This window comes from Pseudoalteromonas sp. S1608 (genome assembly GCF_005887265.1).
GTDB classification, from domain to species: Bacteria; Pseudomonadota; Gammaproteobacteria; order Enterobacterales; family Alteromonadaceae; genus Pseudoalteromonas; species Pseudoalteromonas undina.
In genome coordinates, this window is sequence record NZ_PNDK01000045.1 from 1 (window position 1) to 20,782 (window position 20,782).

Annotated in this window: 18 protein-coding genes and 2 tRNA genes; 7 read left to right on the forward strand and 13 right to left on the reverse strand. The window is 40.0% G+C overall.

All coding sequences use genetic code 11. The features are described 5' to 3' along the window. Window positions 1-36: 36 nt before the first annotated feature. The 4 genes from CWB75_RS15865 to CWB75_RS15880 all read right to left on the reverse strand — a co-directional run bounded on the left by CWB75_RS15865 (window position 37) and on the right by CWB75_RS15880 (window position 2,962). Window positions 37-113 (reverse strand) — tRNA-Val (locus tag CWB75_RS15865). Window positions 114-266: 153 nt separating this feature from the next. Continuing rightward, window positions 267-343: transfer RNA gene (locus CWB75_RS15870), tRNA-Val, on the reverse strand. A gap of 236 nt (window positions 344-579) precedes the next feature. Beyond that, complete coding sequence (locus tag CWB75_RS15875) at window positions 580-1,629, reverse strand: DUF3080 family protein (RefSeq protein ID WP_138571164.1); 1,050 nt, start codon at window positions 1,627-1,629, stop codon at window positions 580-582. Continuing rightward, window positions 1,607-2,962: an MATE family efflux transporter gene (locus tag CWB75_RS15880; RefSeq protein WP_008110123.1), complete on the reverse strand. Its 1,356-nt coding sequence runs from the start codon at window positions 2,960-2,962 to the stop codon at window positions 1,607-1,609. Before CWB75_RS15880 ends, CWB75_RS15875 begins: the two co-directional genes overlap by 23 nt. A 190-nt stretch (window positions 2,963-3,152) precedes the next feature. Between CWB75_RS15880 and CWB75_RS15885 the strand changes: the two genes are divergently transcribed. After that, window positions 3,153-3,779: a riboflavin synthase gene (locus CWB75_RS15885; RefSeq protein WP_054200746.1), complete on the forward strand. Its 627-nt coding sequence runs from the start codon at window positions 3,153-3,155 to the stop codon at window positions 3,777-3,779. On the opposite strand, the gene CWB75_RS15890 is transcribed toward CWB75_RS15885, so the two are convergent. Then, the gene (locus CWB75_RS15890) at window positions 3,776-3,979 is read right to left on the reverse strand and encodes a CPXCG motif-containing cysteine-rich protein (RefSeq protein WP_008110120.1); all 204 of its coding nucleotides are present in this window, start codon (window positions 3,977-3,979) and stop codon (window positions 3,776-3,778) included. The genes CWB75_RS15885 and CWB75_RS15890 overlap by 4 nt on opposite strands. A 90-nt stretch (window positions 3,980-4,069) precedes the next feature. Further along, on the reverse strand, window positions 4,070-4,936 hold the full coding sequence (locus CWB75_RS15895; protein WP_055011826.1) for a fructosamine kinase family protein: 867 nt from the start codon (window positions 4,934-4,936) through the stop codon (window positions 4,070-4,072). Window positions 4,937-5,057: 121 nt separating this feature from the next. On the opposite strand from CWB75_RS15895, the gene CWB75_RS15900 reads away from it, so the two are divergent. Then, window positions 5,058-5,750 carry a hypothetical protein gene (locus CWB75_RS15900; RefSeq protein ID WP_010389702.1) on the forward strand — a complete coding sequence of 231 codons (693 nt, stop codon included), beginning with the start codon at window positions 5,058-5,060 and terminating at the stop codon, window positions 5,748-5,750. 102 nt (window positions 5,751-5,852) lie between these two features. On the opposite strand, the gene CWB75_RS15905 is transcribed toward CWB75_RS15900, so the two are convergent. Beyond that, a complete protein-coding gene (locus CWB75_RS15905; protein WP_138571165.1) occupies window positions 5,853-6,215 on the reverse strand; it encodes a DUF3718 domain-containing protein in 363 nt (120 codons plus the stop codon). A gap of 244 nt (window positions 6,216-6,459) precedes the next feature. On the opposite strand from CWB75_RS15905, the gene CWB75_RS15910 reads away from it, so the two are divergent. From CWB75_RS15910 to CWB75_RS15920, 3 genes are all read left to right on the forward strand, one after another. After that, window positions 6,460-7,245, forward strand: a complete 786-nt coding sequence (locus CWB75_RS15910; protein WP_008110111.1) for a hypothetical protein — start codon at window positions 6,460-6,462, stop codon at window positions 7,243-7,245. Between the two features lie 100 nt (window positions 7,246-7,345). Beyond that, window positions 7,346-8,728 (forward strand): amidohydrolase, encoded by a 1,383-nt coding sequence (locus CWB75_RS15915; protein WP_010389705.1) that lies wholly within the window; start codon window positions 7,346-7,348, stop codon window positions 8,726-8,728. Window positions 8,729-8,739: 11 nt separating this feature from the next. Continuing rightward, on the forward strand, window positions 8,740-9,981 hold the full coding sequence (locus CWB75_RS15920) for an amidohydrolase family protein (RefSeq protein ID WP_138571166.1): 1,242 nt from the start codon (window positions 8,740-8,742) through the stop codon (window positions 9,979-9,981). A gap of 110 nt (window positions 9,982-10,091) precedes the next feature. Here the strand turns inward: CWB75_RS15920 and CWB75_RS15925 are convergent, their stop codons facing one another. After that, the gene (locus CWB75_RS15925; RefSeq protein ID WP_138571167.1) at window positions 10,092-12,314 is read right to left on the reverse strand and encodes an NADP-dependent isocitrate dehydrogenase; all 2,223 of its coding nucleotides are present in this window, start codon (window positions 12,312-12,314) and stop codon (window positions 10,092-10,094) included. 454 nt (window positions 12,315-12,768) lie between these two features. After that, a complete protein-coding gene (gene cspD, locus CWB75_RS15930) occupies window positions 12,769-12,987 on the reverse strand; it encodes a cold shock domain-containing protein CspD (protein ID WP_008110104.1) in 219 nt (72 codons plus the stop codon). A gap of 209 nt (window positions 12,988-13,196) precedes the next feature. Between cspD and clpS the strand changes: the two genes are divergently transcribed. Both clpS and clpA read left to right on the forward strand, forming a co-directional pair. Then, window positions 13,197-13,505, forward strand: coding sequence for an ATP-dependent Clp protease adapter ClpS (gene clpS, locus CWB75_RS15935; protein WP_008110102.1), 309 nt, complete (start codon window positions 13,197-13,199; stop codon window positions 13,503-13,505). A gap of 68 nt (window positions 13,506-13,573) precedes the next feature. Further along, on the forward strand, window positions 13,574-15,835 hold the full coding sequence (gene clpA, locus CWB75_RS15940) for an ATP-dependent Clp protease ATP-binding subunit ClpA (RefSeq protein ID WP_008110100.1): 2,262 nt from the start codon (window positions 13,574-13,576) through the stop codon (window positions 15,833-15,835). A 200-nt stretch (window positions 15,836-16,035) separates the two neighbouring features. Here the strand turns inward: clpA and infA are convergent, their stop codons facing one another. The 4 genes from infA to CWB75_RS15960 all read right to left on the reverse strand — a co-directional run bounded on the left by infA (window position 16,036) and on the right by CWB75_RS15960 (window position 20,752). Beyond that, window positions 16,036-16,254, reverse strand: a complete 219-nt coding sequence (infA, locus tag CWB75_RS15945) for a translation initiation factor IF-1 (protein ID WP_002962494.1) — start codon at window positions 16,252-16,254, stop codon at window positions 16,036-16,038. A 90-nt stretch (window positions 16,255-16,344) separates the two neighbouring features. After that, a complete protein-coding gene (locus tag CWB75_RS15950) occupies window positions 16,345-17,049 on the reverse strand; it encodes an arginyltransferase (protein WP_010389715.1) in 705 nt (234 codons plus the stop codon). Next, window positions 17,042-17,758, reverse strand: a complete 717-nt coding sequence (aat, locus tag CWB75_RS15955; protein ID WP_138571168.1) for a leucyl/phenylalanyl-tRNA--protein transferase — start codon at window positions 17,756-17,758, stop codon at window positions 17,042-17,044. The genes CWB75_RS15950 and aat overlap by 8 nt, the downstream gene beginning before the upstream one ends. A 180-nt stretch (window positions 17,759-17,938) precedes the next feature. Next, the gene (locus tag CWB75_RS15960; RefSeq protein WP_138571169.1) at window positions 17,939-20,752 is read right to left on the reverse strand and encodes a bifunctional aconitate hydratase 2/2-methylisocitrate dehydratase; all 2,814 of its coding nucleotides are present in this window, start codon (window positions 20,750-20,752) and stop codon (window positions 17,939-17,941) included. Window positions 20,753-20,782 lie beyond the last annotated feature (30 nt).

A 20,782-nucleotide genomic window follows, 5' to 3' on the forward strand; every position in this document is an offset into this window, starting at 1 on the left:
GAGTAGGTAGTGCTTTTTCTTGAGATGTTTTTGAATTGGTACGACTGAGTGGATTCGAACCACCGACCCCTACCATGTCAAGGTAGTGCTCTAACCAACTGAGCTACAGTCGTACAATTTTAAATTCTTAAATTAAATATACTTTTGGGGGTAAAGTATATTTGGTACGACTGAATGGATTCAAACCACTGACCTCTGGACCGGGTGATCAAGAGTAGGTAGTGCTGTTTCCTTCAACGTACTTTAAATACATTATTTACTAATTTTGGTACGACTGAGTGGATTCGAACCACCGACCCCTACCATGTCAAGGTAGTGCTCTAACCAACTGAGCTACAGTCGTACTATAAGTCTACATACTATTTAATTCGTCCATGAAGCTTCATCCTGTCGGCGTCCTGCCTCCACCTCGTTCGGCTGCGAAGCTTCGCTTCGGTCCAATCTCGCCCAACTGAGTTACAGTCGTACTGCATGTATTTAAGAATTGTTAATTGCTTAACAACGGTCGCTAATATATAGCGTGATGGGGAGTGAATCAAGCATGTTTATGCTATTTGAGTTTATTTGCCGTTTTTTTATTCATATTGGACTGATTTCACACGTTTTATAAAATTCTTGCCACCATATAACATGCTCTTTTGCTGACGATTTTAGCTGAGCTAGTAAATTTTTAGCGTTTGGGTTAAGAAGGGCATTTACTTCTTCACTGCTTATTGCTTGATTAAACCACAGCTGCACATACAGCGGCTGCAATGTTTCTAAATAACCACTAAGCTGCGCTTGATAAGGCTGAATTTGTTTCAAATAATATTTATTGAATATATTACTGACAATTTTAGCTTGCTGCTTGTTTTTACCCTTTGGGCATATATCTTCAAGCGTTAAAGTATTTACAAACTGGGTTGCCGCATGATTTAAGCTAATTTGTTCACGCGCGGCTTGAATAAGTTGTTGGTTAAACTCGTATTTGTTAAGCGGCTCAAGCGCTGACAAAATATCATCACTGTTTATTGCCATACTATTTTGGTTTTCTATTAGCTGTTTTATGGTAGTTAGCTTTTTAAGCCCCTCAACTGTGTCGCTAAACCCAGCCGGTTGAGTGCTGAGCTCTTGACCGGTTAATTGCCAACTGCTGTTGAGCTCGGGTTCACTAAATAACATATTGTTGAAAAACTGAGTGAGCTGAGCTTGTTTTTGAGTTTTTGCCGCAGCAATTTTGTTGTAAATCTTGCTTTGTTTATCCAAGCTATTTAAACAGTTTTGCGCGCTTTGAATAAAATCTATTTGGTACTTCAATTTACTAGCAGCAGTGGCTGTTTTACCTAACTGATTATTATGCTCGCTTATTAAAACGTTCAGTTTACATTGGCTAATACCAGCAAGTTCAGTTATGCCAATTTTAATTGCTGGCTTTAGAGCTTCAACAGGCTCAACTAAAGTAAGTTGTTGCAATGGGTTTGTGTTTGGCTTAGGAACTTGCAAGGTACTACTTAAGCGAGACAAATAAGTTTTATTTGCCTCACTGGGCTGCTCTGCGCAGCCAAAAAGTAAGATACAACACACTACCAGTAACCATTTAAGTGGCAGTGTGGTAGTTATAGATTGATTAAGAGAGAATAAATGGTTCACGTTTAAATCGCCTATGCACTGTCAGCATCAGTAGTACAGCTGCAACTGATAATCCAACGATAATGCCTATCCAAAAACCATGTGGGCCCATTGCTGGCACTATTAAGTCTGTTCTTGCTAATACGTAACCTAAACTAAAGCCGATTAACCAATAAGAAATAAAAGTGATATAAGAAATAGGCGCGGTGTGCTTTAAGCCTCTCAATATACCATTTGCAGCTACTTGTAATGCATCAGGAAGTTGATAAATACAGGCTAAAATCATAATTGATGAAGCAAGTGCGAGTACCGCAGGGCTATCGCTATAAAGCTGGCTAATCACATCGCGACCTATAAAAGTAATAAAAGCGATAAATAGGGCGATAATTGCCGCTAAAATATAACTTGTAGACACGGCTACTTTTAATTGGTCTAAATGATTTTGCCCAAATAAATTACCAATTCGTATGCTAATTGCAATTGAGAGGCTAAGAGGCATCATAAATAATAGTGCCGTAACACTGGCTGCAATTTGATGGCCAGATACGGCCACCGCACCTAAGTGCGCAATAAATAAAGGTATACAGGCAAACAAGGTTACTTCAAAAAAAGTGGCTAGTGATATAGGAATACCGAGTTTGGTAATAATACCTATGGTTTTAAAGTTAGGTTTTTCAAAGCCCGCTAATAAGCCTTTGGCGTCTACTTTTTTGCTGAGCTGGCAATAAGTCACCTGCGCAATGGCCATAACAGTAAATACGAGTGCGGTAGCAATACCACAACCGGCTCCGCCAAATGCTGGTAGGCCAAATAAGCCATTGATAAAAATATAATTGAGTGGAATGTTTACCGCAAGCCCCAGTAGGCTAATATAAAATGCAGGCTTGGTCATCCCCATGCCTTCAGTCATATTTCTATAAACGGTAAAAATTAAAAAGCCAAATACACCCCATTTAACAAAATGAATGTAGTCAAAAGCAAGTCCAGCAATTGCAGGGGTGGTGTCTAGCTGTAAAATAACAGTATTGGCAAGCTGCGCCGCACTAAAACCAGCAATACTTAAAAGGAGTGTTAAATAAAGGGCTTGCTGAAAATAATGGCTGATGCCGTTTCGATCTTTAGCACCAGCGAATTGTGCAATAACGCCCGTTAATGCTAATAAAATCCCTTGTATTGCTAATAAAATTGGGTTCCATATCCCCGTTGCAATTGACAGTGCAGCTAAATCGGTAGGGCTCACTTGTCCGGCCATAATGGTGTCAACCACAGACATTAATACTAAAGTTACTTGTGCTAAAAAAACGGGAACGGCAAGAGAAAGTAAACGTTTGGCTTCCCAACTACAAAAAGTCATAAAAAACAGCTATTCAGAAAAACATAGTCGCATTGTAATCTATTGTGATCTGCCAAGCTATGCTGGTGGTCGGTGTTTGTATTTAATTCATCTTGGTGGTGAAAATAACCATGAATAAGTGCTATTAAGTGAATGATTTTGTCTTTTGATACGTTAAACTAGCACTTTGTAAGAAATAGAAGCGATTTTTATGTTTACCGGTATTATTCAAACTCAAGCAACGGTAGTTTCTAAAACCCATGCACAGGGCGTATTACGCTTGGTAGTTTCTGTTAATGAGCAATACGTGAAGCATTTAGACTTAGGTGCCAGCATCGCTATAAATGGTTGCTGTTTGACTGTGGTAAAAGTAGAGCTAAGTAATCATGATGTGGTTGCTCAAGTGCATTTTGATGTTATTGACGAAACTCTGCAGCTAACTAATCTTGGGCAACTGGAATTGGGTAGTTTAGTTAATTACGAGCGTTCAGTGTCATTTGGTACTGAGTTGGGTGGGCATATTGTATCTGGACATATACATTGCACCGCAAAAATTGCGCAAATAGTGAAGTTAGAAAACAACTATAAAATACAGCTCAGCCTGCCACAAAAATGGCAAAAATATGTGCTATACAAAGGATTTGTATCTGTTAATGGTGCAAGTTTAACGGTGGGTAATATTGATGAGTTTGGCTTTTGGTTGCATTTAATACCAGAAACACTCGATATAACTAATTTAGGTGAAGCCGTTGTGGGTGATGAGTTCAATATTGAAGTCGACCAGCAAACCTATACAATTATAAACACCGTTGAAAACTACATGCGCCAACATAGTTAAAATATTTGTTCGTCATCGCTGTCCACATGTAACTCTAACTTATTACTTGCATAATCTATATGCATGTTCAAGTGTATAAGATTACAACAGGCACTGCATTCTTCATAGTAGTCTTGGTCGCCCATACTGGCATCGAGATCTAAATGAATATGGTGTCCACAATGTGGGCAGGCGATACGTTGTGATAAAAAGTCTTTCATAATAACACCTCATAAAAACTAAGTTTTTTTACGTGGGTAGCACACAACGAGCTAATAATAATTATAGTGCTTATATTTTGTTTACTACATTTATTTTAGTTTAATTAGTTTATCAACGTGGTCTTTAGCCTGATTTAGATAATGCCCCGCATAAATGTTGGCGTTGTTTAAAATAGGGTAAAGCTGGTAAACAAGCTTACGTTGCTCATAACCCTGAGCTAAAGGGTATTGGTGATTGTAGGTACTATAAAACTCTTCAGGGAGGGGGGCATAAAGCTCACTCATAGCAATATCGACCTCCCGATCTCCGTAATAGCAGGCAGGGTCAAATAAGGTCGGAATGTTGTTTACAAAGCCCATATTACCGCGCCAAAAATCGCCATGTATTAGTGAGGGTAAAACATGATGATTATGCAGTTGCTCTTTTACTAAATTTATCAGTTGCTCGGGGTCTGCAAGTGCAATGCCTTTTTCAGCTAATAGCTGTAATTGCCAACCAATACGCTCTTCTGCAAAAAATACATCCCATTTTTTATGCCACTGATTAGGTTGAGGTGTTGAGCTTAAATAATTGTCGGTGTCAAAACCAAACATCGCTTGCTGGTGTTTTTGATGTAACATAGCAAGATGCTCCCCCATAGCTGACCAATGGGTATGGGGAAGCTCGTCAAGTGCAAGCCACTCTAATACAATAAAGGCGAATTCTATATTGGCCCCAGTTGTAATGCAGTCTGGCACCATAAATACACTGTTTTGAGTAAGCTGTTTTAAACCTTGAGCTTGAGCCTCAAAGCGTTCTAGTTCATGTTTTTGCGCAATTTTAACTAAGTAATTGTGCTTGCCATCGCTTAAGTGAAACAACTTATCGGTGGATGTATTTTGCAACTGACGTTTATGGGTGTGTTTAAAATCGTAATGGATAGCTTGGCTGATCTGTTGATTGATTGTTTTCCACATAACAATAGTCACCTTTTAAACCTATAAATAAACTATGGCAAAAAGGGATTAAATAAACAAATTAATCGGTGTAAAATTAAGACTATCAATTTCTGATACAAATCACTGAAATGGAATAAAAATGAATAAAAGTTTTATCACTAACTTATTAGCAGCGTGTTGTGTTGTTATTGGTTTTGTATTTGATCAAGCCATTGTACTTTCAGTGGGTTTATTTGCACTCTCTGGTGCGGTTACAAATTTACTCGCTATTCATATGCTGTTTGAAAAAGTACCGTTTTTATATGGATCAGGTGTAATTGCGCTTAAGTTTGAAAGCTTTAAAGTGGCTATAAGAAATTTAATACTTACGGAGTTCTTTTCTGAGCATAAAATAGACAAGCTTCTAAGTAAGGCACAGCCAACGATTGATTTTGAATCGGTAATTTATAAAGTAGATTTAAACCCTGCATTCGATAATTTGTTAGTGGTTATTGAGCAATCACAATTTGGTAGCATGCTTGCAATGTTTGGCGGCACTGAAGCCGTTGAGCCAATGCGAGAAAAGTTTATTGAAAAAATGCAATTATCGCTGGTGCAAATAAGCGACACCGACGATTTTAAAACGCTATTAAGCGACATGTTAACCCAAGGTAATAACGCGGAAAGTTTGCATAATACGGTGCTTAAGTTAGTGGATGAACGCTTAGATGAACTCACCCCTAAAATGGTAAAAGAAATAATTCAAACCATGATCCGCGAACATTTAGGCTGGCTCGTTGTGTGGGGTGGGGTATTTGGTGGTTTGTTTGGCTTGTTGGCAGCGCTTATTTAATAATTAAATACACGTTAAGCAGGTACTAAGCCCTGCCTAACGTGTTTGGCTAGAGTAAATTAAACGCATTTAAAACTCACGATTTTTTAATTAGAACTCAGGTTATTTAGATCCCGCCATAATAACTACAAGCGGTTTGTTTACTTTTGCTAAATCTCTTATTGACGTACTAGTAGATGCTTCAATATTTAAAAATTGTGCTGATTTATTTAAATCATACAGCGTTACAAAGTCACCCACTGATAAATCATTACAGAGTAATTTTTTGCTAATTACATGTTTATCTATACGTAGATCTTTCATTGTTCTGAGCAGTGTCAGTCTTTTGTTAGATGCAACGGCCATGCAAGCTTGGGTACCGGGTGATGAATCAGCGGCAACAAAAGTGGCCGCCATTATAGGAGCTGTTAATGTTGCTGCGCCCAATAATACAGTTGAATATAGAGTTGCTTTGAAAGAAATCATAGTATTTGCCTCTTTGTTTATGTGCAACTTAAGTATTGCTTAATGTAGCCGAAATGTTGTTAACTGAATGGGGTAAGCTGTAAGAAGATGTGTATATAAATCGTGCAATTTTGTAGGTGTATGAAAAGTTGCTCATAAATAATTTATTTTTGACACACTTTAGCGTTTTCCTACTGAAATATTTTTTCAGGCTGTTATTATCGCGCCCTAAATTTGTGGCATTTTATATTTTTGGAGCGCAATTGTGAATAAAACGTTAGCAAGTTACTACCAGCAAGCTTATGCGTGTGAGCAACAGCATTTTAACCAATGTTTTTATTGCGGCTGTGAGGCAACAGAGCGCGATCATTGCCCGCCATTGCATATGCTACAAAGTATTATTGATCTAGGTGAAGAAGCTGACTTTGTTGCCATTGCAGCTTGTTATGAATGCCATGCATTACTTCACAATGAGCGATTAATGACCATTGATGAGCGATTTAGCAAACTTAAAAAGAAGTTATCTAATAAGTATGCAAAGCCTTTGCGCGTTTATAACATGTGGGAAGAAAACGAGCTCGCTGACATGAGTGATGAATTTGCTCATAGTATTCAAGCGGGTATGAAACTCGGTAAAGAAGCGGCTGAGCGACTCGCTTTTACGGGGTTTAGTTATGCCACTGAAGAAGCACGTGTCACAGTGCGTGAAAAAACCAAAGAGTTTGATGTAGAAGGCACTGTATTTTACGACTTTAAAGAAGCGCTTAATTATTGCATTAATGTTTTAAAGGTACAAAAAAGTGATTTTTATAAAATTTTAGTGGAAGACTATCAAGGTGATTTTAATAAGGCATTGAGCCAATACAGACATCGCCATGATAAAGTCACAGCCGCAAAAGATGGTAATACATTGATTAAAGATTTTTCAAAATTACATAAGCAAAACTCAGATTTTGTAACCCGAACGGTTAAACACTTTATAAGTAAAGATCCATCGCTCACCACCGAAGGAGCTCTGGATAAGCTTTATAACAATTATATAAAAAAATAATTACAGAAACTCACCTTAAATAACCGCCTTTTCACCTGTTTTTTTAGCTTTATGCGTTTGCTTTCGCTAAAGTAGTAAAAAAACAGGAGAACCTAAAAACATGCAAAAATTTGCTCCCTCATTGTTAGCTGTTGGTTTAGCAGCAGCACTTGTTGGTTGCCAAGAAAGCGGCCCACAAGATCCAAAAGTAACCATTAACAAAAACCCATACCCAAGTACTTATCAGCCAGTAGCGACATCAAGCACCTTGATCACTAATGCAACGGTATTAACAGGTACGGGTGAGCGTTTAGATGAAGCTGACGTACTGATTGTTGACGGTAAAGTGCAGCAAGTTGGTAAAGATTTAACCGCTAATGCAGACACCACTATTGACGCGCAAGGTAAATGGGTAACACCAGGCATTATTGACGTTCATTCACATTTAGGTGCTTATCCAAATCCATCGGTTGAGTCTCATCAAGATGGTAACGAAATGACCAGCCCTAATACGGCAGAAGTATGGGTTGAGCATTCAATTTGGCCACAAGATCCAGGTTTTAATCGCGCACGTGAAGGCGGTATTACGTCATTACAAATTTTACCAGGTTCAGCTAATTTATTTGGTGGACGTGGCGTTACCCTTAAAAATGTACCGGCTCATACCATGCAAGGAATGAAATTTCCTGATGCGCCATACGGTTTAAAAATGGCCTGTGGTGAAAATCCTAAACGTGTTTACGGTCGAAAAGGTGTATTACCGATGACACGTATGGGTAATATGGCAGGTTATCGCACAGCATGGATTGGCGCTCAAGAATATAAGCGTGAGTGGGATAAGTACGATGCTGATTACGCTGCGGGTAAAAACCCAGAAGCTCCACACCGTGATATTAAATACGATACATTGCGCGGTGTTTTAGAAGGTGACGTTCGTATTCATAATCACTGCTACAAAGCAGAAGAAATGGCGATGATGATCGACCTTTCAAAAGAGTTTAATTATCATGCGGGCACATTCCATCACGGTATTGAAGCCTATAAAATTGCTGATTTACTGGCTGAAAACGGCTCGTGTGCTGCACTTTGGCCAGACTGGTGGGGCTTTAAAATGGAAGCCTACGATATGGTGCAAGAGAACGTAGCAATTGTTGATGCCGTTAAAAACTCATGTGCCGTTGTGCACTCAGATTCTGATACCACGATTCAACGCTTAAACCAAGAAGCCGCTAAAGTTATGTTCAGTGCAAACCAAAATGGGTTTGATATTTCTGAGCAGCATGCAATTAAGTGGATCACAGCTAATGCCGCAAAATCGTTAGGTATTGAAGATAAAACAGGCTCACTTGAAACAGGTAAACAAGCTGATGTTGTTATTTGGAATCAAAGCCCGTTTAGTGTTTATGCAAAAGCAGAGCAAGTGTTTGTTGATGGTGCAAAAGTTTACGATAGAAACGATAGCGCATTCCAAGCACAAAGTGATTTTATGTTAGGTCAACAATAAGGAGCCCCAGAATGAAAAAATTATCACGTTCGTTTTCGCTTTCTCTGGTTGCTGCAGGGCTATTAGCATCGGGTACCGTGAGCGCAGAGTCACTGGCAATTATTAATGCAACTTTGCATACATCTTCAGATCAAGGTGTATTAGAAGGAGCTAGCATAGTTATGAATGATGGCAAAATCACTGCCATTAACCCTAGCGATTTTAAAGTTGACAAAGTTATTGATGCTCAAGGTCAAATAGTGACCCCAGGTTTTATAGCCAGTGTAAACCAGCTTGGCTTAGTTGAAGTAGGTGCGGTTGCCGGTTCTCGCGATGCAGGAGAAGACAAAGCGGGTATCGATTTTGATGCAAGCTTGGCATTTAATCCTCGTTCAAGCTTAATTCCTTATGCACGTAAAGGCGGTATTACTCGCGATTTGATCACCCCTTACGGTGGTGACAGCATATTTGCAGGCCTTGCAAGTGTTGTTGATTTAAGTGGTAGCTTCGAAAGCGTAAATAAAAAGCAAGCAGCATTAGTGGTTCATTTGGGTGAACGCAGCAAAGGCTCTCGTGCATTTACCTTGCAAACACTTATCAATAAGTTAGATGAGCATCAAACTAAAGCAAGCAAAGAAGCTAAAAAAGACGACGCTAAGCCAAGTGCTGAAGACACCATAATGGCTAAAGTACTAAAAGGCGATATGCCATTACTAATTAGTGTGTCGCGTTCGGCTGATATTGTTGAACTAATAAGAGTGAAACAGCAGTTTGGCGTAAACATTGTCCTTAATGGCGCTCAAGATGCCGTTGTAGTTAAAGATCGCATCGCTAAAGCAGGCATTCCTGTGATCATTAGTGCAATGGATAATTTACCAGGCAGCTTCGATTCATTGCATGCAAGCTTAAATAATGCCGGCATACTAGAAAAAGCCGGTGTTAAAGTGCTATTAACTGTGGGTGGCGATGCCAGCCACAATGTTTACCAGCTTCGCTACGATGCCGGTAACGCAGTGTCTTATGGTATGAGCCAACAAGGCGCATTAAAGGCCATGACCTCGAATGTAGCTGATGTATTTGGTATTAATGCCGGTAGCTTAGAAGTAGGTAAAGCCGCTGATGTTGTTATGTGGAGTAACGACCCGTTTGAGCTGAGCAGTCACGTGAATAAAATGTTTATCAATGGAGTTGAGGTTAGTACTGAATCTCGCCAAGATAAACTGCGTGAGCGCTATACAACAGAATCGAACATGCCACGCGCATACACAAAATAAACTTTTTAAGTTGAATTTAAAAGGCCGCATTAGCGGCCTTTTTTACGAACACCTTTCGCCTAAGCACAAAAAAGGCGCTCTATGAGCGCCTTTTCATTCATTTAAATGGTTTATACTAGTTTAGATAAAATCTCGTTAAATGTTGTGCTCGGACGCATTGCTTTGAAGGCTGCATCATCATTTGGCTGGAAGTATCCGCCAATGTTCATTGCAGGACCCTGTGCACCGTTTAGCTCGCTAACAATTTGCTCTTTGTTGGTTTCAAGGTCGCTAGCAATTTGTGTAAATTGCGCTTTAAGCTCGCTATCTTCATTTTGCTTAGCAAGTTCTTGAGCCCAGAATAAAGATAAGAAGAAATGAGAACCACGGTTATCAATTTCTTTTACTTTACGTGAAGGCGACTTGTTTTCAGCTAAGAATGTACCCGTTGCTTTATCAAGCGTATCAGCAAGTACTTGTGCCTTGTTGTTACCTGTTGTCGTGCTTAGGTGTTCAAGTGACGCAGCAAGTGCTAAGAACTCACCTAAAGAATCCCAACGTAAGTGGTTTTCTTTTTCAAACTGTTGAACGTGCTTAGGAGCAGAACCACCCGCACCTGTTTCAAATAGACCACCGCCATTCATTAGTGGCACAATTGAAAGCATTTTAGCACTAGTGCCCAATTCTAAAATTGGGAATAAATCTGTTAGGTAATCACGTAATACGTTACCTGTTACAGAAATCGTATCTTTGCCTTCTTTGATGCGTGCTAGTGAGAATAAGGTTGCATCCATTGGCGATAAAATTTGAATATCTAGGCCAGCAGTGTCGTGTTCTGGCAGGTATTTATTCACTTTTTTGATTAGCTCAGCATCGTGTGCACGTTCTGCATCTAACCAGAAAATAGCCGGATTACCTGTTGCGCGAGCGCGGTTTACTGCAAGTTTAACCCAATCTTGAATTGGTGCATCTTTAACCTGACACATGCGCCAGATATCGCCTTGCTCAACACTGTGCTCAAGTAGGGTGTTGCCATTTGTGTCAACAACACGAATAGTACCGTCAGCTTTTGCTTCAAATGTTTTGTCATGTGAGCCGTACTCTTCCGCTTTTTGAGCCATAAGGCCAACGTTTGGTACGCTACCCATAGTCGTAGGATCAAAAGCACCGTGCTCTTTACAAAAATCAATCGTTGCTTGGTAAACGCCAGAGTAACAACGATCTGGAATTACAAAGCTTGTGTCTTGTAATTTATCGTCTTTATTCCACATTTGACCGCTTGAACGAATTGCAGCAGGCATAGAAGCATCGATGATCACGTCACTTGGTACGTGTAAGTTTGTAATGCCACGATGAGAATCAACCATTGCGATAGCAGGGCGGTTAGCATAAACAGCTTGAATATCTGCTTCAATTTCTTCGCGCTTAGCGTCATCTAATGTTTGAATTTTAGAGTACACATCGCCTAAACCGTTGTTTACATCAACACCTAGCTCTTCAAAAAGTGCACCGTGTTTTGCAAAAACGTCTTTGTAGAATACTTTTACAGCGTGACCAAAGATGATTGGATCAGATACTTTCATCATGGTTGCTTTCATGTGAAGCGAAAATAACACGCCTTTTTCCTTAGCAGCATTAATTTCAGCTTCTAGGAATGCTTGTAATTTTGCAGCGCTAATACGTGATGCATCAATTACTTCACCAGCAAGTAATGGCGTGCTTTGCTTAAGTACAGTGATATCGCCATTAGCAGCTACGTGTTCAATACGAACATCCGTTGCTTCATCAACAGTTACTGATTGCTCAGAACCAAAGAAGTCACCTTCTTCCATGCTTGCAACGTATGATTGTGAATCTTTGCTCCACGCGCCCATTGAATGCGGGTTATTACGTGCATACTCTTTCACTGAACCTGGTGCGCGACGGTCAGAGTTACCTTCACGAAGAACAGGGTTTACTGCGCTGCCTTTAATTTTATCGTAGGCTGCTTGAATGGCTTTTTCTTCATCGTTTTTAGGTTCTACAGGGTATTCTGGAAGTGCATAACCTTTTTCTTGAAGCTCTTTAATTACAGCGCGAAGTTGCGGAACTGATGCACTAATGTTCGGTAATTTAATGATGTTAGCTTCTGGTGTTTTTGCCATTTCGCCAAGCTCTGCAAGTGCATCACCAATGCGTTGTTCTTCTGTTAGGTAATCCGGGAAGCTCGCAATTACACGACCAGCTAATGAGATGTCGCGTGTTTCAACTTCAACACCTGCCGCATTTGTGTACGCTTGGATAATAGGTAACAACGAATAAGTTGCTAGTGCCGGAGCTTCGTCCGTTTTTGTATAGATAATTTTTGATGTCATCATCATTCCTAGATAGTAGGCCGCATTGGCCAAATTCAACAATGCAAAGAAGTCATCGCTTAATACCTTATAAATAAAGCATTAGTATATGCAATGAGTAGTCTGTTAGGTGTTGGTACTCGTATAACCTAAACAAGGTGAGAATAATCACACCTGACGGACTAGCGTCTTTTATAACTGAAATTTATGTAATTACAAACTAGCCATTAGGCTAAAGTAATTACGTTTTACAGGATAAAGAGTGTAACAAGCTTGGCTAAAAAGGGCTAGGATTACGCGCCAAACGCCAGCAGTTAAACATCTAATACTGAAATTATTGGGGTAGATAAAATAAAATCAAGGAGCGGGGTTGAATTAACAAACAATGAAGCAATTTATATGTAAGTGGTTAGGGATATTTAGGGGATTAAGCGAGGATCTAAACAGGTCGCTCGCTTTAGTCTCATATTTACAATCACTCTATAATATCGCCGTTAGGGGCTATATTAGTAGCGTGTAGACCTTTAGGGCCCTGTTGTAATTCGAAGGTAACATCTTGACCAGCTTTAAGCGTCTTGTATCCGTCCATTACAATAGTGGAGTAATGAGCAAAAATGTCGTTCTCGCAACCGTCTTCTACGATGAAACCAAAACCTTTGGCGTTGTTGAACCATTTGACTTTACCACAAGCCATACTTCTACATCCTTCTATAAGTTGACTAATTTAGTTATCCTAAACTGTATTGTTTGCTAGACTGACTAAGGTTTAATCAATCACCATTTGACTGTAGTTTATTTAAGCAACCAGTCAAGTGTTTTAGGTTATTTTTTAACATTTTATTTATTTTTTTATTCAAGTTTGCTTGAGTTACAAAGACAAGACTATATTTAATTATGAGTGGTATGAAAGATTCTGGTGTTATCGACACCGTTCGCGATAGTGAAAAGCAAAAGTTGCAGCCACCGCGAAAATATAAAGTTGTGTTAAACAACGATGATTACACGCCGATGGATTTTGTAATAGAGATCTTAATGACGTTTTTTAATATGGATAGCGATAGAGCAACTGATGTGATGCTGCAAATACATCAGCAAGGTAAGGGTATATGTGGTGTTTATAGCGCCGACGTAGCACATACTAAGGCTGAGCAAGTTAACCGCTACTCAAGGGATAACGAGCATCCACTGCTATGTAGTTGTGAGCAGGAATAAATACCATAAAGGTGAACTTTCATCTTTGGAGTGCGGTATAAAATTATTATCTCTGTAAGGGGTTGCCAATGCTAAATAAAGACTTAGAACTAACTTTGAACACCGCGTTTCGTGAAGCGCGTACACGTCGTCATGAGTTTATGACCGTAGAGCATCTTTTACTCGCTCTACTCGACAATCCATCAGCTGGAGAAGCGCTCAATGCGTGTGGTGTTGACGTTTCTGGATTAAAAACAGAGTTACTTGAATTTATTGATGAAACCACACCGGTTATTCCCGATTTAGAAGAAGAGCGCGAAACTCAACCAACACTTGGTTTTCAGCGAGTATTACAGCGCGCTGTATTTCATGTGCAATCTTCTGGCAAAAATGAAGTGACAGGCGTTAATGTGCTGGTCGCTATTTTTTCTGAGCAAGAAAGCCAAGCCGTGTACTTACTTAAAAAGAACGATATTTCTCGACTTGATATTGTTAACTTTATTTCTCATGGGATTGCCAAAGGTGACGACGAATTAGGCGATGATACCGACGATATTCATGAAGAGGTGCAAGAAGTAGCAAGCGAAGAAGCGAGTAAGCTCGACAGCTTTACAACTAACCTTAATATACACGCTAAAGAGGGTAATATTGACCCGCTTGTTGGCCGTGACAGTGAAGTAGAGCGCACAGTGCAAGTGCTGTGTCGTCGTAAAAAGAATAACCCATTACTGGTTGGTGAAGCCGGCGTAGGTAAAACTGCCATTGCCGAGGGCTTAGCCTATCGTATTGTTAACGAACAAGTGCCTGAAGTCATTGCAGATGCGGTTGTCTACTCTTTAGATATGGGCGCGTTACTTGCCGGTACCAAATACCGAGGCGATTTTGAAAAACGCTTTAAAAGTTTATTAAAAGAGTTACAAGCAAAACCAGGTTCAATTTTATTTATTGATGAAATTCACACCATTATTGGTGCAGGTGCTGCCTCAGGTGGGGTAATGGATGCCTCAAACTTAATTAAGCCGTTACTCTCAAGTGGGCAATTACGTTGTATGGGTTCTACCACTTACGGTGAGTACAAGAATATTTTTGAAAAAGATCGCGCCCTAGTTCGTCGTTTTCAAAAAATTGATGTGCTTGAACCTAGTGTTGAAGATACCACTAAAATTCTTAACGGCTTAAAAGATCGTTACGAAGCACACCATGGTATTCGTTATACGCAAAAAGCGTTAAAAGCAGCCGCTGAGCTAAGTGCCAAGTATATTAATGAGCGTCACTTACCTGATAAAGCGATTGACGTTATTGATGAAGCAGGCGCAAGCCAACGGCTACTGCCTACGTCCAAGCGTAAAAAAACCATTGGTGTATCTGATATTGAGATGATTGTGTCTAAAATGGCGCGTATTCCGCCTCAAAATGTGTCGTCGTCTGATAAAGAAACACTGAAAAACTTAGACCGTAATTTAAAAATGTTGGTGTTTGGACAAGATCAATCCATTGATGCATTAACTTCTGCTATTCGCTTATCGCGCTCAGGTTTAGCAAACGAGAACAAACCGGTTGGTTCGTTCTTATTTGCAGGCCCAACAGGGGTAGGTAAAACAGAGGTTACCAAGCAATTAGCTAAATGCATGGGTGTTGAGTTTATTCGTTTTGATATGTCTGAATACGTTGAGCGCCATGCGGTGAGCCGTTTAATCGGTGCTCCTCCGGGTTATGTAGGTTTTGAACAAGGCGGCTTATTAACAGAAGCGGTGATCAAAAACCCACATGCAGTGGTATTGCTGGATGAAATTGAAAAAGCGCATCCTGATATCTACAACATTTTATTACAAGTTATGGATCACGGTACGCTAACAGATAATAACGGCCGAAAAGCTGACTTTAGAAACGTAGTAGTGGTGATGACCACCAATGCCGGCGTGCAAGAAACCACGCGTAAGTCGATTGGTTTTAGTGAGCAAGATCACACACACGATGCAATGGGTGAAATTAACAAAGTATTTTCACCTGAATTTAGAAACCGCTTAGATAACATTATTTGGTTTAATCACCTCGAGAAAGAGGTTATTTTGCAAGTGGTTGATAAATTTGTTGTTGAGTTACAAGCGCAACTGGATAAGAAGTCAGTTAACCTTGAGCTTACTTCTAAAGCACGTGAATGGTTGGCTGATAAAGGCTATGACAAAGCAATGGGCGCGCGTCCTATGGCGCGTGTTATCCAAGAAGATCTTAAAAAGCAATTGGCTAACGAAATACTGTTTGGTGAGCTAATTTCTGGCGGTACGGTAAAAGTATCGGTTAAAGATAAAAAACTGCGTTTTGATTACGAGAGTGACTTAACGCCAGCCTAACCTAAAAAAGTTAGCAATTTAAAAAGCCTGCTTTATGCAGGCTTTTTTATTTGCCAAAGAAATAGGCAACAAAAAACCCAGCAAAGGCTGGGTTTTTTGTTTATTAAATGTAATTACTGGCTACTACCATTAATTACATTTAATAAACGCTTAAAGCTAGTTTTCACTAGCCAAAAACTAAATCTCGTTTACGCACTTACTTAGCGAGCACGGAATACGATACGACCTTTCGATAAATCGTAAGGAGTCATTTCTACCGTTACTTTATCGCCGGTTAAAATACGGATATAGTTTTTGCGCATTTTACCTGAAATATGAGCCACAACTACGTGACCATTTTCTAGCTCAACTCGGAACATTGTATTTGGTAAAGTATCAAGGACTGTCCCTTGCATTTCGATTACGTCTTCTTTCGCCATGTTTAGCGTAACACCTCTTTAATAGTTAAACGCTGCAGATTTTGCCCAAAATACGCCAATAAGTAAAGGCGCAGGGGCTATTTTTGTAAATTAAATAGCCACCCACTGGTCATTGAGCTGTTTTTGGGCAGGTAAAAACTGGGTTTTATACTTCATTTTGTCGCATTCATCTATTTGATAGCCTAAATAAACAAACTGTTTGTGTTGCTGTTTAGCAAATTTAAGCTGCTGTAATATCATTACAGTGCCTAAACTGAAGTGTTCGTAGTCAGGGTCAAAAAATGTATAAATAGCGGAAATAGCGTTGTCCATACAATCAGTTACAGCAACGGCTACTAAGTTTTCTTGATCCCAAAGCTCTATAAAGGTGATGGTTAACCAGCTACAAAACAAAAAACTTTGAAATTGTGATTTATCAGGTGGATACATAGAACCGTCTTGGTGGCGCAAGCTAATGTATTTACTGTAAAGTGGATAGTATTGTTCGCGTTCAACTTGAGAATATTTTACCTCAAAGCGGTTTTTTGCTTTGTTAAGTTTACGTTTTTGCGATTTTGTCGGCATAAATTCATCAGCTAAAACGCGCACAGAACTACACGCGCTGCAAATAGGGCAGTGCGGACGGTAAATTTGGTTACCACTGCGACGAAAGCCCAATCCTAATAACGACTCAAACTTATTGCTGCTATAACAACTTGGATCGAGTATCACCAGCAATTGCTCTTGGCGATCTGGCAAGTAACTGCATTCAAATGGTTGGCTTAGGCCAATACGAGCCGGAAGTTGTTCATTCATATATCGCGATTAGCTCCTGTGGCTGCCACATACTGGCAGCTGGGGTGTAACACTGTGCTTTATTAAGTTTAGTTAAAAATTCTTCACGTGGAATCACGCTGGCACCTAACGACATTAAATAAGGATTTTCTAATTGGCAATCAATAAAATGCGCATTATGGCGCTTAAGCCAATTAACCAGCGCCCACATCGCCAGTTTGGAGCAATTTGTTTGATGATGAAACATTGATTCACCACAAAAAACACCTGTTTGCATAATCCCATATAAGCCGCCTGCAAGCTCTCCCTCGCGCCATACCTCTAAACTATGGGCCAAGCCATTGTGATGGGCATTAATGTACGCCTGTTGCATTTGCGGGGTGATCCAAGTGCCATCGGTATCAAGACGTTGATCGCGGCACGCTTCTATCACTTCTTCAAAGGCATGATTAATGGTTACGGTGACCGGGTGCTTTTTTAAATGTTTTCGTAAGCTTTTACTAACATGAAAGTCATTAAGCTCAACAATACCGCGCTCACTCGGTGACCACCACATAATTGGCTCGTGTTCACTAAACCACGGAAAAATACCAGATAAATAGGCATTTTTTAACCGCGTTACCGATAAACATCCACCAATGGCAAGCAAACCATCTGGATCATCTAATGCATGGTTGGGATCAGGAAAAGCAAAGTGGCTTTGAGCGAGTTGATAAAGTTGTTTAGTCATAACACCGATTGAATAACTGCATGGTCAAGACAAAGTGTAACCTGTTGCTTTAAAATCACAAACCACAAATTATTGTGTTGTCCATAGGGTTGAGCAGGGCTTAAATTGCTGTTAGGTAAATTTTAGGCATAAAAAAAGCGCGTTAAAAAACGCGCTTAATTAAATGGTAAACTAATCGAATTAGCTAACCACTTTTACTGGTACAGCTTCACCTGCGTTGAACTTAGTTGTCATTGCTTCTTCAACAGGTGTAAACGATGTAAGGTCAATACCTTCAACCGCAGACTTATACTCTTCCATAGTCGGGAAACGACCAAGAACAGAAGATAGAACTACAACTGGCGTAGAACCTAGTAGTGATTCACCTTTTTTCTCAGATGTATCGGCTACTACACGGCCTTGGAAAAGACGTGTTGATGTTGCGATAACAGTATCACCTGGTTCTGCTTTTTCTTGGTTACCCATACATAGGTTACAACCAGGGCGTTCTAGGTATAAGATATTTTCATACTTAGTACGTGCAGCCGTTTTTGGTTTTGCATCGTCAAATTCAAAACCTGCGTATTTAGCAAGAATATCCCAATCGCCTTCCGCTTTAAGCTCATCAACAATGTTGTATGTTGGTGGCGCAACAACCAATGGCGCTTTGAATGAGATAGAACCGTTTTTCTTCTCAAGGTTACGTAGCATGTGAGCAATAATTTTCATATCGCCTTTGTGAACCATACACGAACCAACAAAACCTAAATCAACAGGCTTGTCGTTGTAAAAAGAAACAGGGCGGATCACATCGTGAGTATAACGCTTAGAAACATCATCGTTATTAACGTCTGGATCGGCAATCATTGGCTCAACGATTTGGTCTAAATCAACCACAACTTCTGCATGGTATTTAGCGTTGTCGTCTGGAGAAAGTGCTGGCTCTTCACCAGATTGAATACCTGCAATACGCTTGTCGGCTAAATCGATTAGACCTTGTAGCGTTTGTGCTTCGTTTTCCATACCTTTGTTGATCATGATTTGGATACGTGACTTAGCAAGTTCAATTGACTTAATTAACGTTTCATCATTTGAAATACAGATTGACGCTTTCGCTTTCATTTCTGCAGTCCAGTCAGTGAAGGTAAACGCTTGGTCAGCCATTAGGGTACCAATATGAACTTCAATGATACGACCTTGGAATACGTTTTCGCCGCCAAATTGCTTAAGCATTTGCGCTTGCGTTGCATGTACAACATCGCGGAAATCCATATGCTTAGCCATTTTGCCTTTAAACGTTACTTTAACTGAATCAGGAATCGGCATCGCAGATTCACCGGTTGCAAGTGCAACAGCAACAGTACCTGAATCGGCACCAAAGGCAACGCCTTTAGACATACGTGTATGCGAGTCACCACCAATGATGATAGCGCGATCATCAATTGTAATGTCGTTCAATACTTTGTGAATAACGTCAGTCATTGCATGGTAAACGCCTTTCGGGTCACGTGCAGTGATCAAACCAAACTTATTCATAAACGCCATTAGTTTAGGAATGTTTGCTTGTGCTTTGCTATCCCATACTGATGCTGTATGACAACCAGATTGATAGGCACCATCAACAAGAGGTGAAATCGTTGAAGCAGCCATGGCTTCTAATTCTTGCGCTGTCATTGGACCGGTTGTATCTTGCGAACCAACGATGTTCACTTTAACACGAACATTTGAGCCAGCGTGAAGTGGCGTATCTGATAGTACACCTACCGCGTTACGGTTAAAGATTTTTTCAACCGCTGTTAAGCCTTGGCCTTCGTGTGAAATTTCTTTTGAAGGTGCATAAACAAGCGGCGTTTCAATGCCAAGAGTTTCAGCAGCAAACGTTTGTAGTTTTTTACCGAATACAACTGCGTAAGAACCGCCAGCTCTCATGAATTCAACTTTTTGCGGTGTGAATGCTGATGAAATATCAACAAGCTCTTTATCACCGTTATAAAGCTTTTTCTCATTAGTATTGATTGTTAGCACAGTACCAGTAGCAACAGAGTAGGCTTCTTCAAGCACAGCGTCACCATTTGCATCAGTTACTGTATTGCCGTCTGCATCTACTTTCTTAACCCAGTTTTTAAGGTCAAGACCAATACCGCCAGTTACATCAACCGTTGTTAAGAAGATTGGTGCAATACCGTTAGTACCTGCAACAACAGGTGCAATGTTGATGAAAGGAACGTATGGACTTGCTTGTTTACCAGCCCAAAGTGCTACGTTATTCACACCAGACATACGTGATGAACCAACGCCCATGGTGCCTTTTTCAGCAATAAGCATTACTTTAGCGTTAGGGTGTTTCTTTTGAAGGGCAACAATTTCTTGTTGTGCTTCTTCAGTGATCATGCACTTACCGTGTAATTCACGGTCAGCACGCGAGTGTGCTTGGTTACCTGGAGACAGTAAATCAGTTGAGATGTCGCCTTCACCAGCAATGTAAGTTACTACTTCGATTTTTTCTTCGATGTCAGGTAGTTTTGTGAAGAATTCAGCTTTTGAGAAGCTCTCTAGTAATTCTTTAGCAATTGGGTTACCTGATTCGTAGGCCGCTTTAATGCGCTCCATATCTGCATCGTATAAGAATACCTGAGTTTTCAGTACTTCTGCAGCTTGTGCTGCGATTTTTGCGTCATCAGCAAAGGCTAAATCAATTAGCATTTCAATCGATGGGCCGCCTTTCATGTGTGAAAGTAGTTCGAATGCAAATTCTGGAGTGATCTCTGCAACGTGCTCTTCACCTAAAATGATTTCTTTTAGAAACTGTGCTTTAACGCCCGCAGCACTGGTTGTTCCAGGTAAAGTATTAAAAATAAAGAAATGCAGTGAATCTTTACGGTGCTCGTTATTAGTATCTTTAATTTGATTAATTATTTCTGATACTAGTTCAGCGCTATCGATTGGTTGTGGGCTTAATCCAAGCTCCGTTTTACGGGTTTGGATTTCTTCCATATATTTTGTATACAAACTCATAGAAAACTCTCGGTAATTTACTTGATATGA

Bases quoted from the DNA above. Each gene is read 5' to 3' on its own strand.
- CWB75_RS15880 (WP_008110123.1), bottom strand. From the start codon at position 2,962: ATGACTTTTTGTAGTTGGGAAGCCAAACGTTTACTTTCTCTTGCCGTT.
- CWB75_RS15885 (WP_054200746.1), top strand. From the start codon at position 3,153: ATGTTTACCGGTATTATTCAAACTCAAGCAACGGTAGTTTCTAAAACC.
- CWB75_RS15890 (WP_008110120.1), bottom strand. From the start codon at position 3,979: ATGAAAGACTTTTTATCACAACGTATCGCCTGCCCACATTGTGGACAC.
- CWB75_RS15895 (WP_055011826.1), bottom strand. From the start codon at position 4,936: ATGTGGAAAACAATCAATCAACAGATCAGCCAAGCTATCCATTACGAT.
- CWB75_RS15900 (WP_010389702.1), top strand. From the start codon at position 5,058: ATGAATAAAAGTTTTATCACTAACTTATTAGCAGCGTGTTGTGTTGTT.
- CWB75_RS15905 (WP_138571165.1), bottom strand. From the start codon at position 6,215: ATGATTTCTTTCAAAGCAACTCTATATTCAACTGTATTATTGGGCGCA.
- CWB75_RS15915 (WP_010389705.1), top strand. From the start codon at position 7,346: ATGCAAAAATTTGCTCCCTCATTGTTAGCTGTTGGTTTAGCAGCAGCA.
- CWB75_RS15920 (WP_138571166.1), top strand. From the start codon at position 8,740: ATGAAAAAATTATCACGTTCGTTTTCGCTTTCTCTGGTTGCTGCAGGG.
- CWB75_RS15925 (WP_138571167.1), bottom strand. From the start codon at position 12,314: ATGACATCAAAAATTATCTATACAAAAACGGACGAAGCTCCGGCACTA.
- cspD (WP_008110104.1), bottom strand. From the start codon at position 12,987: ATGGCTTGTGGTAAAGTCAAATGGTTCAACAACGCCAAAGGTTTTGGT.
- clpS (WP_008110102.1), top strand. From the start codon at position 13,197: ATGAAAGATTCTGGTGTTATCGACACCGTTCGCGATAGTGAAAAGCAA.
- clpA (WP_008110100.1), top strand. From the start codon at position 13,574: ATGCTAAATAAAGACTTAGAACTAACTTTGAACACCGCGTTTCGTGAA.
- infA (WP_002962494.1), bottom strand. From the start codon at position 16,254: ATGGCGAAAGAAGACGTAATCGAAATGCAAGGGACAGTCCTTGATACT.
- CWB75_RS15950 (WP_010389715.1), bottom strand. From the start codon at position 17,049: ATGAATGAACAACTTCCGGCTCGTATTGGCCTAAGCCAACCATTTGAA.
- aat (WP_138571168.1), bottom strand. From the start codon at position 17,758: ATGACTAAACAACTTTATCAACTCGCTCAAAGCCACTTTGCTTTTCCT.
- CWB75_RS15960 (WP_138571169.1), bottom strand. From the start codon at position 20,752: ATGAGTTTGTATACAAAATATATGGAAGAAATCCAAACCCGTAAAACG.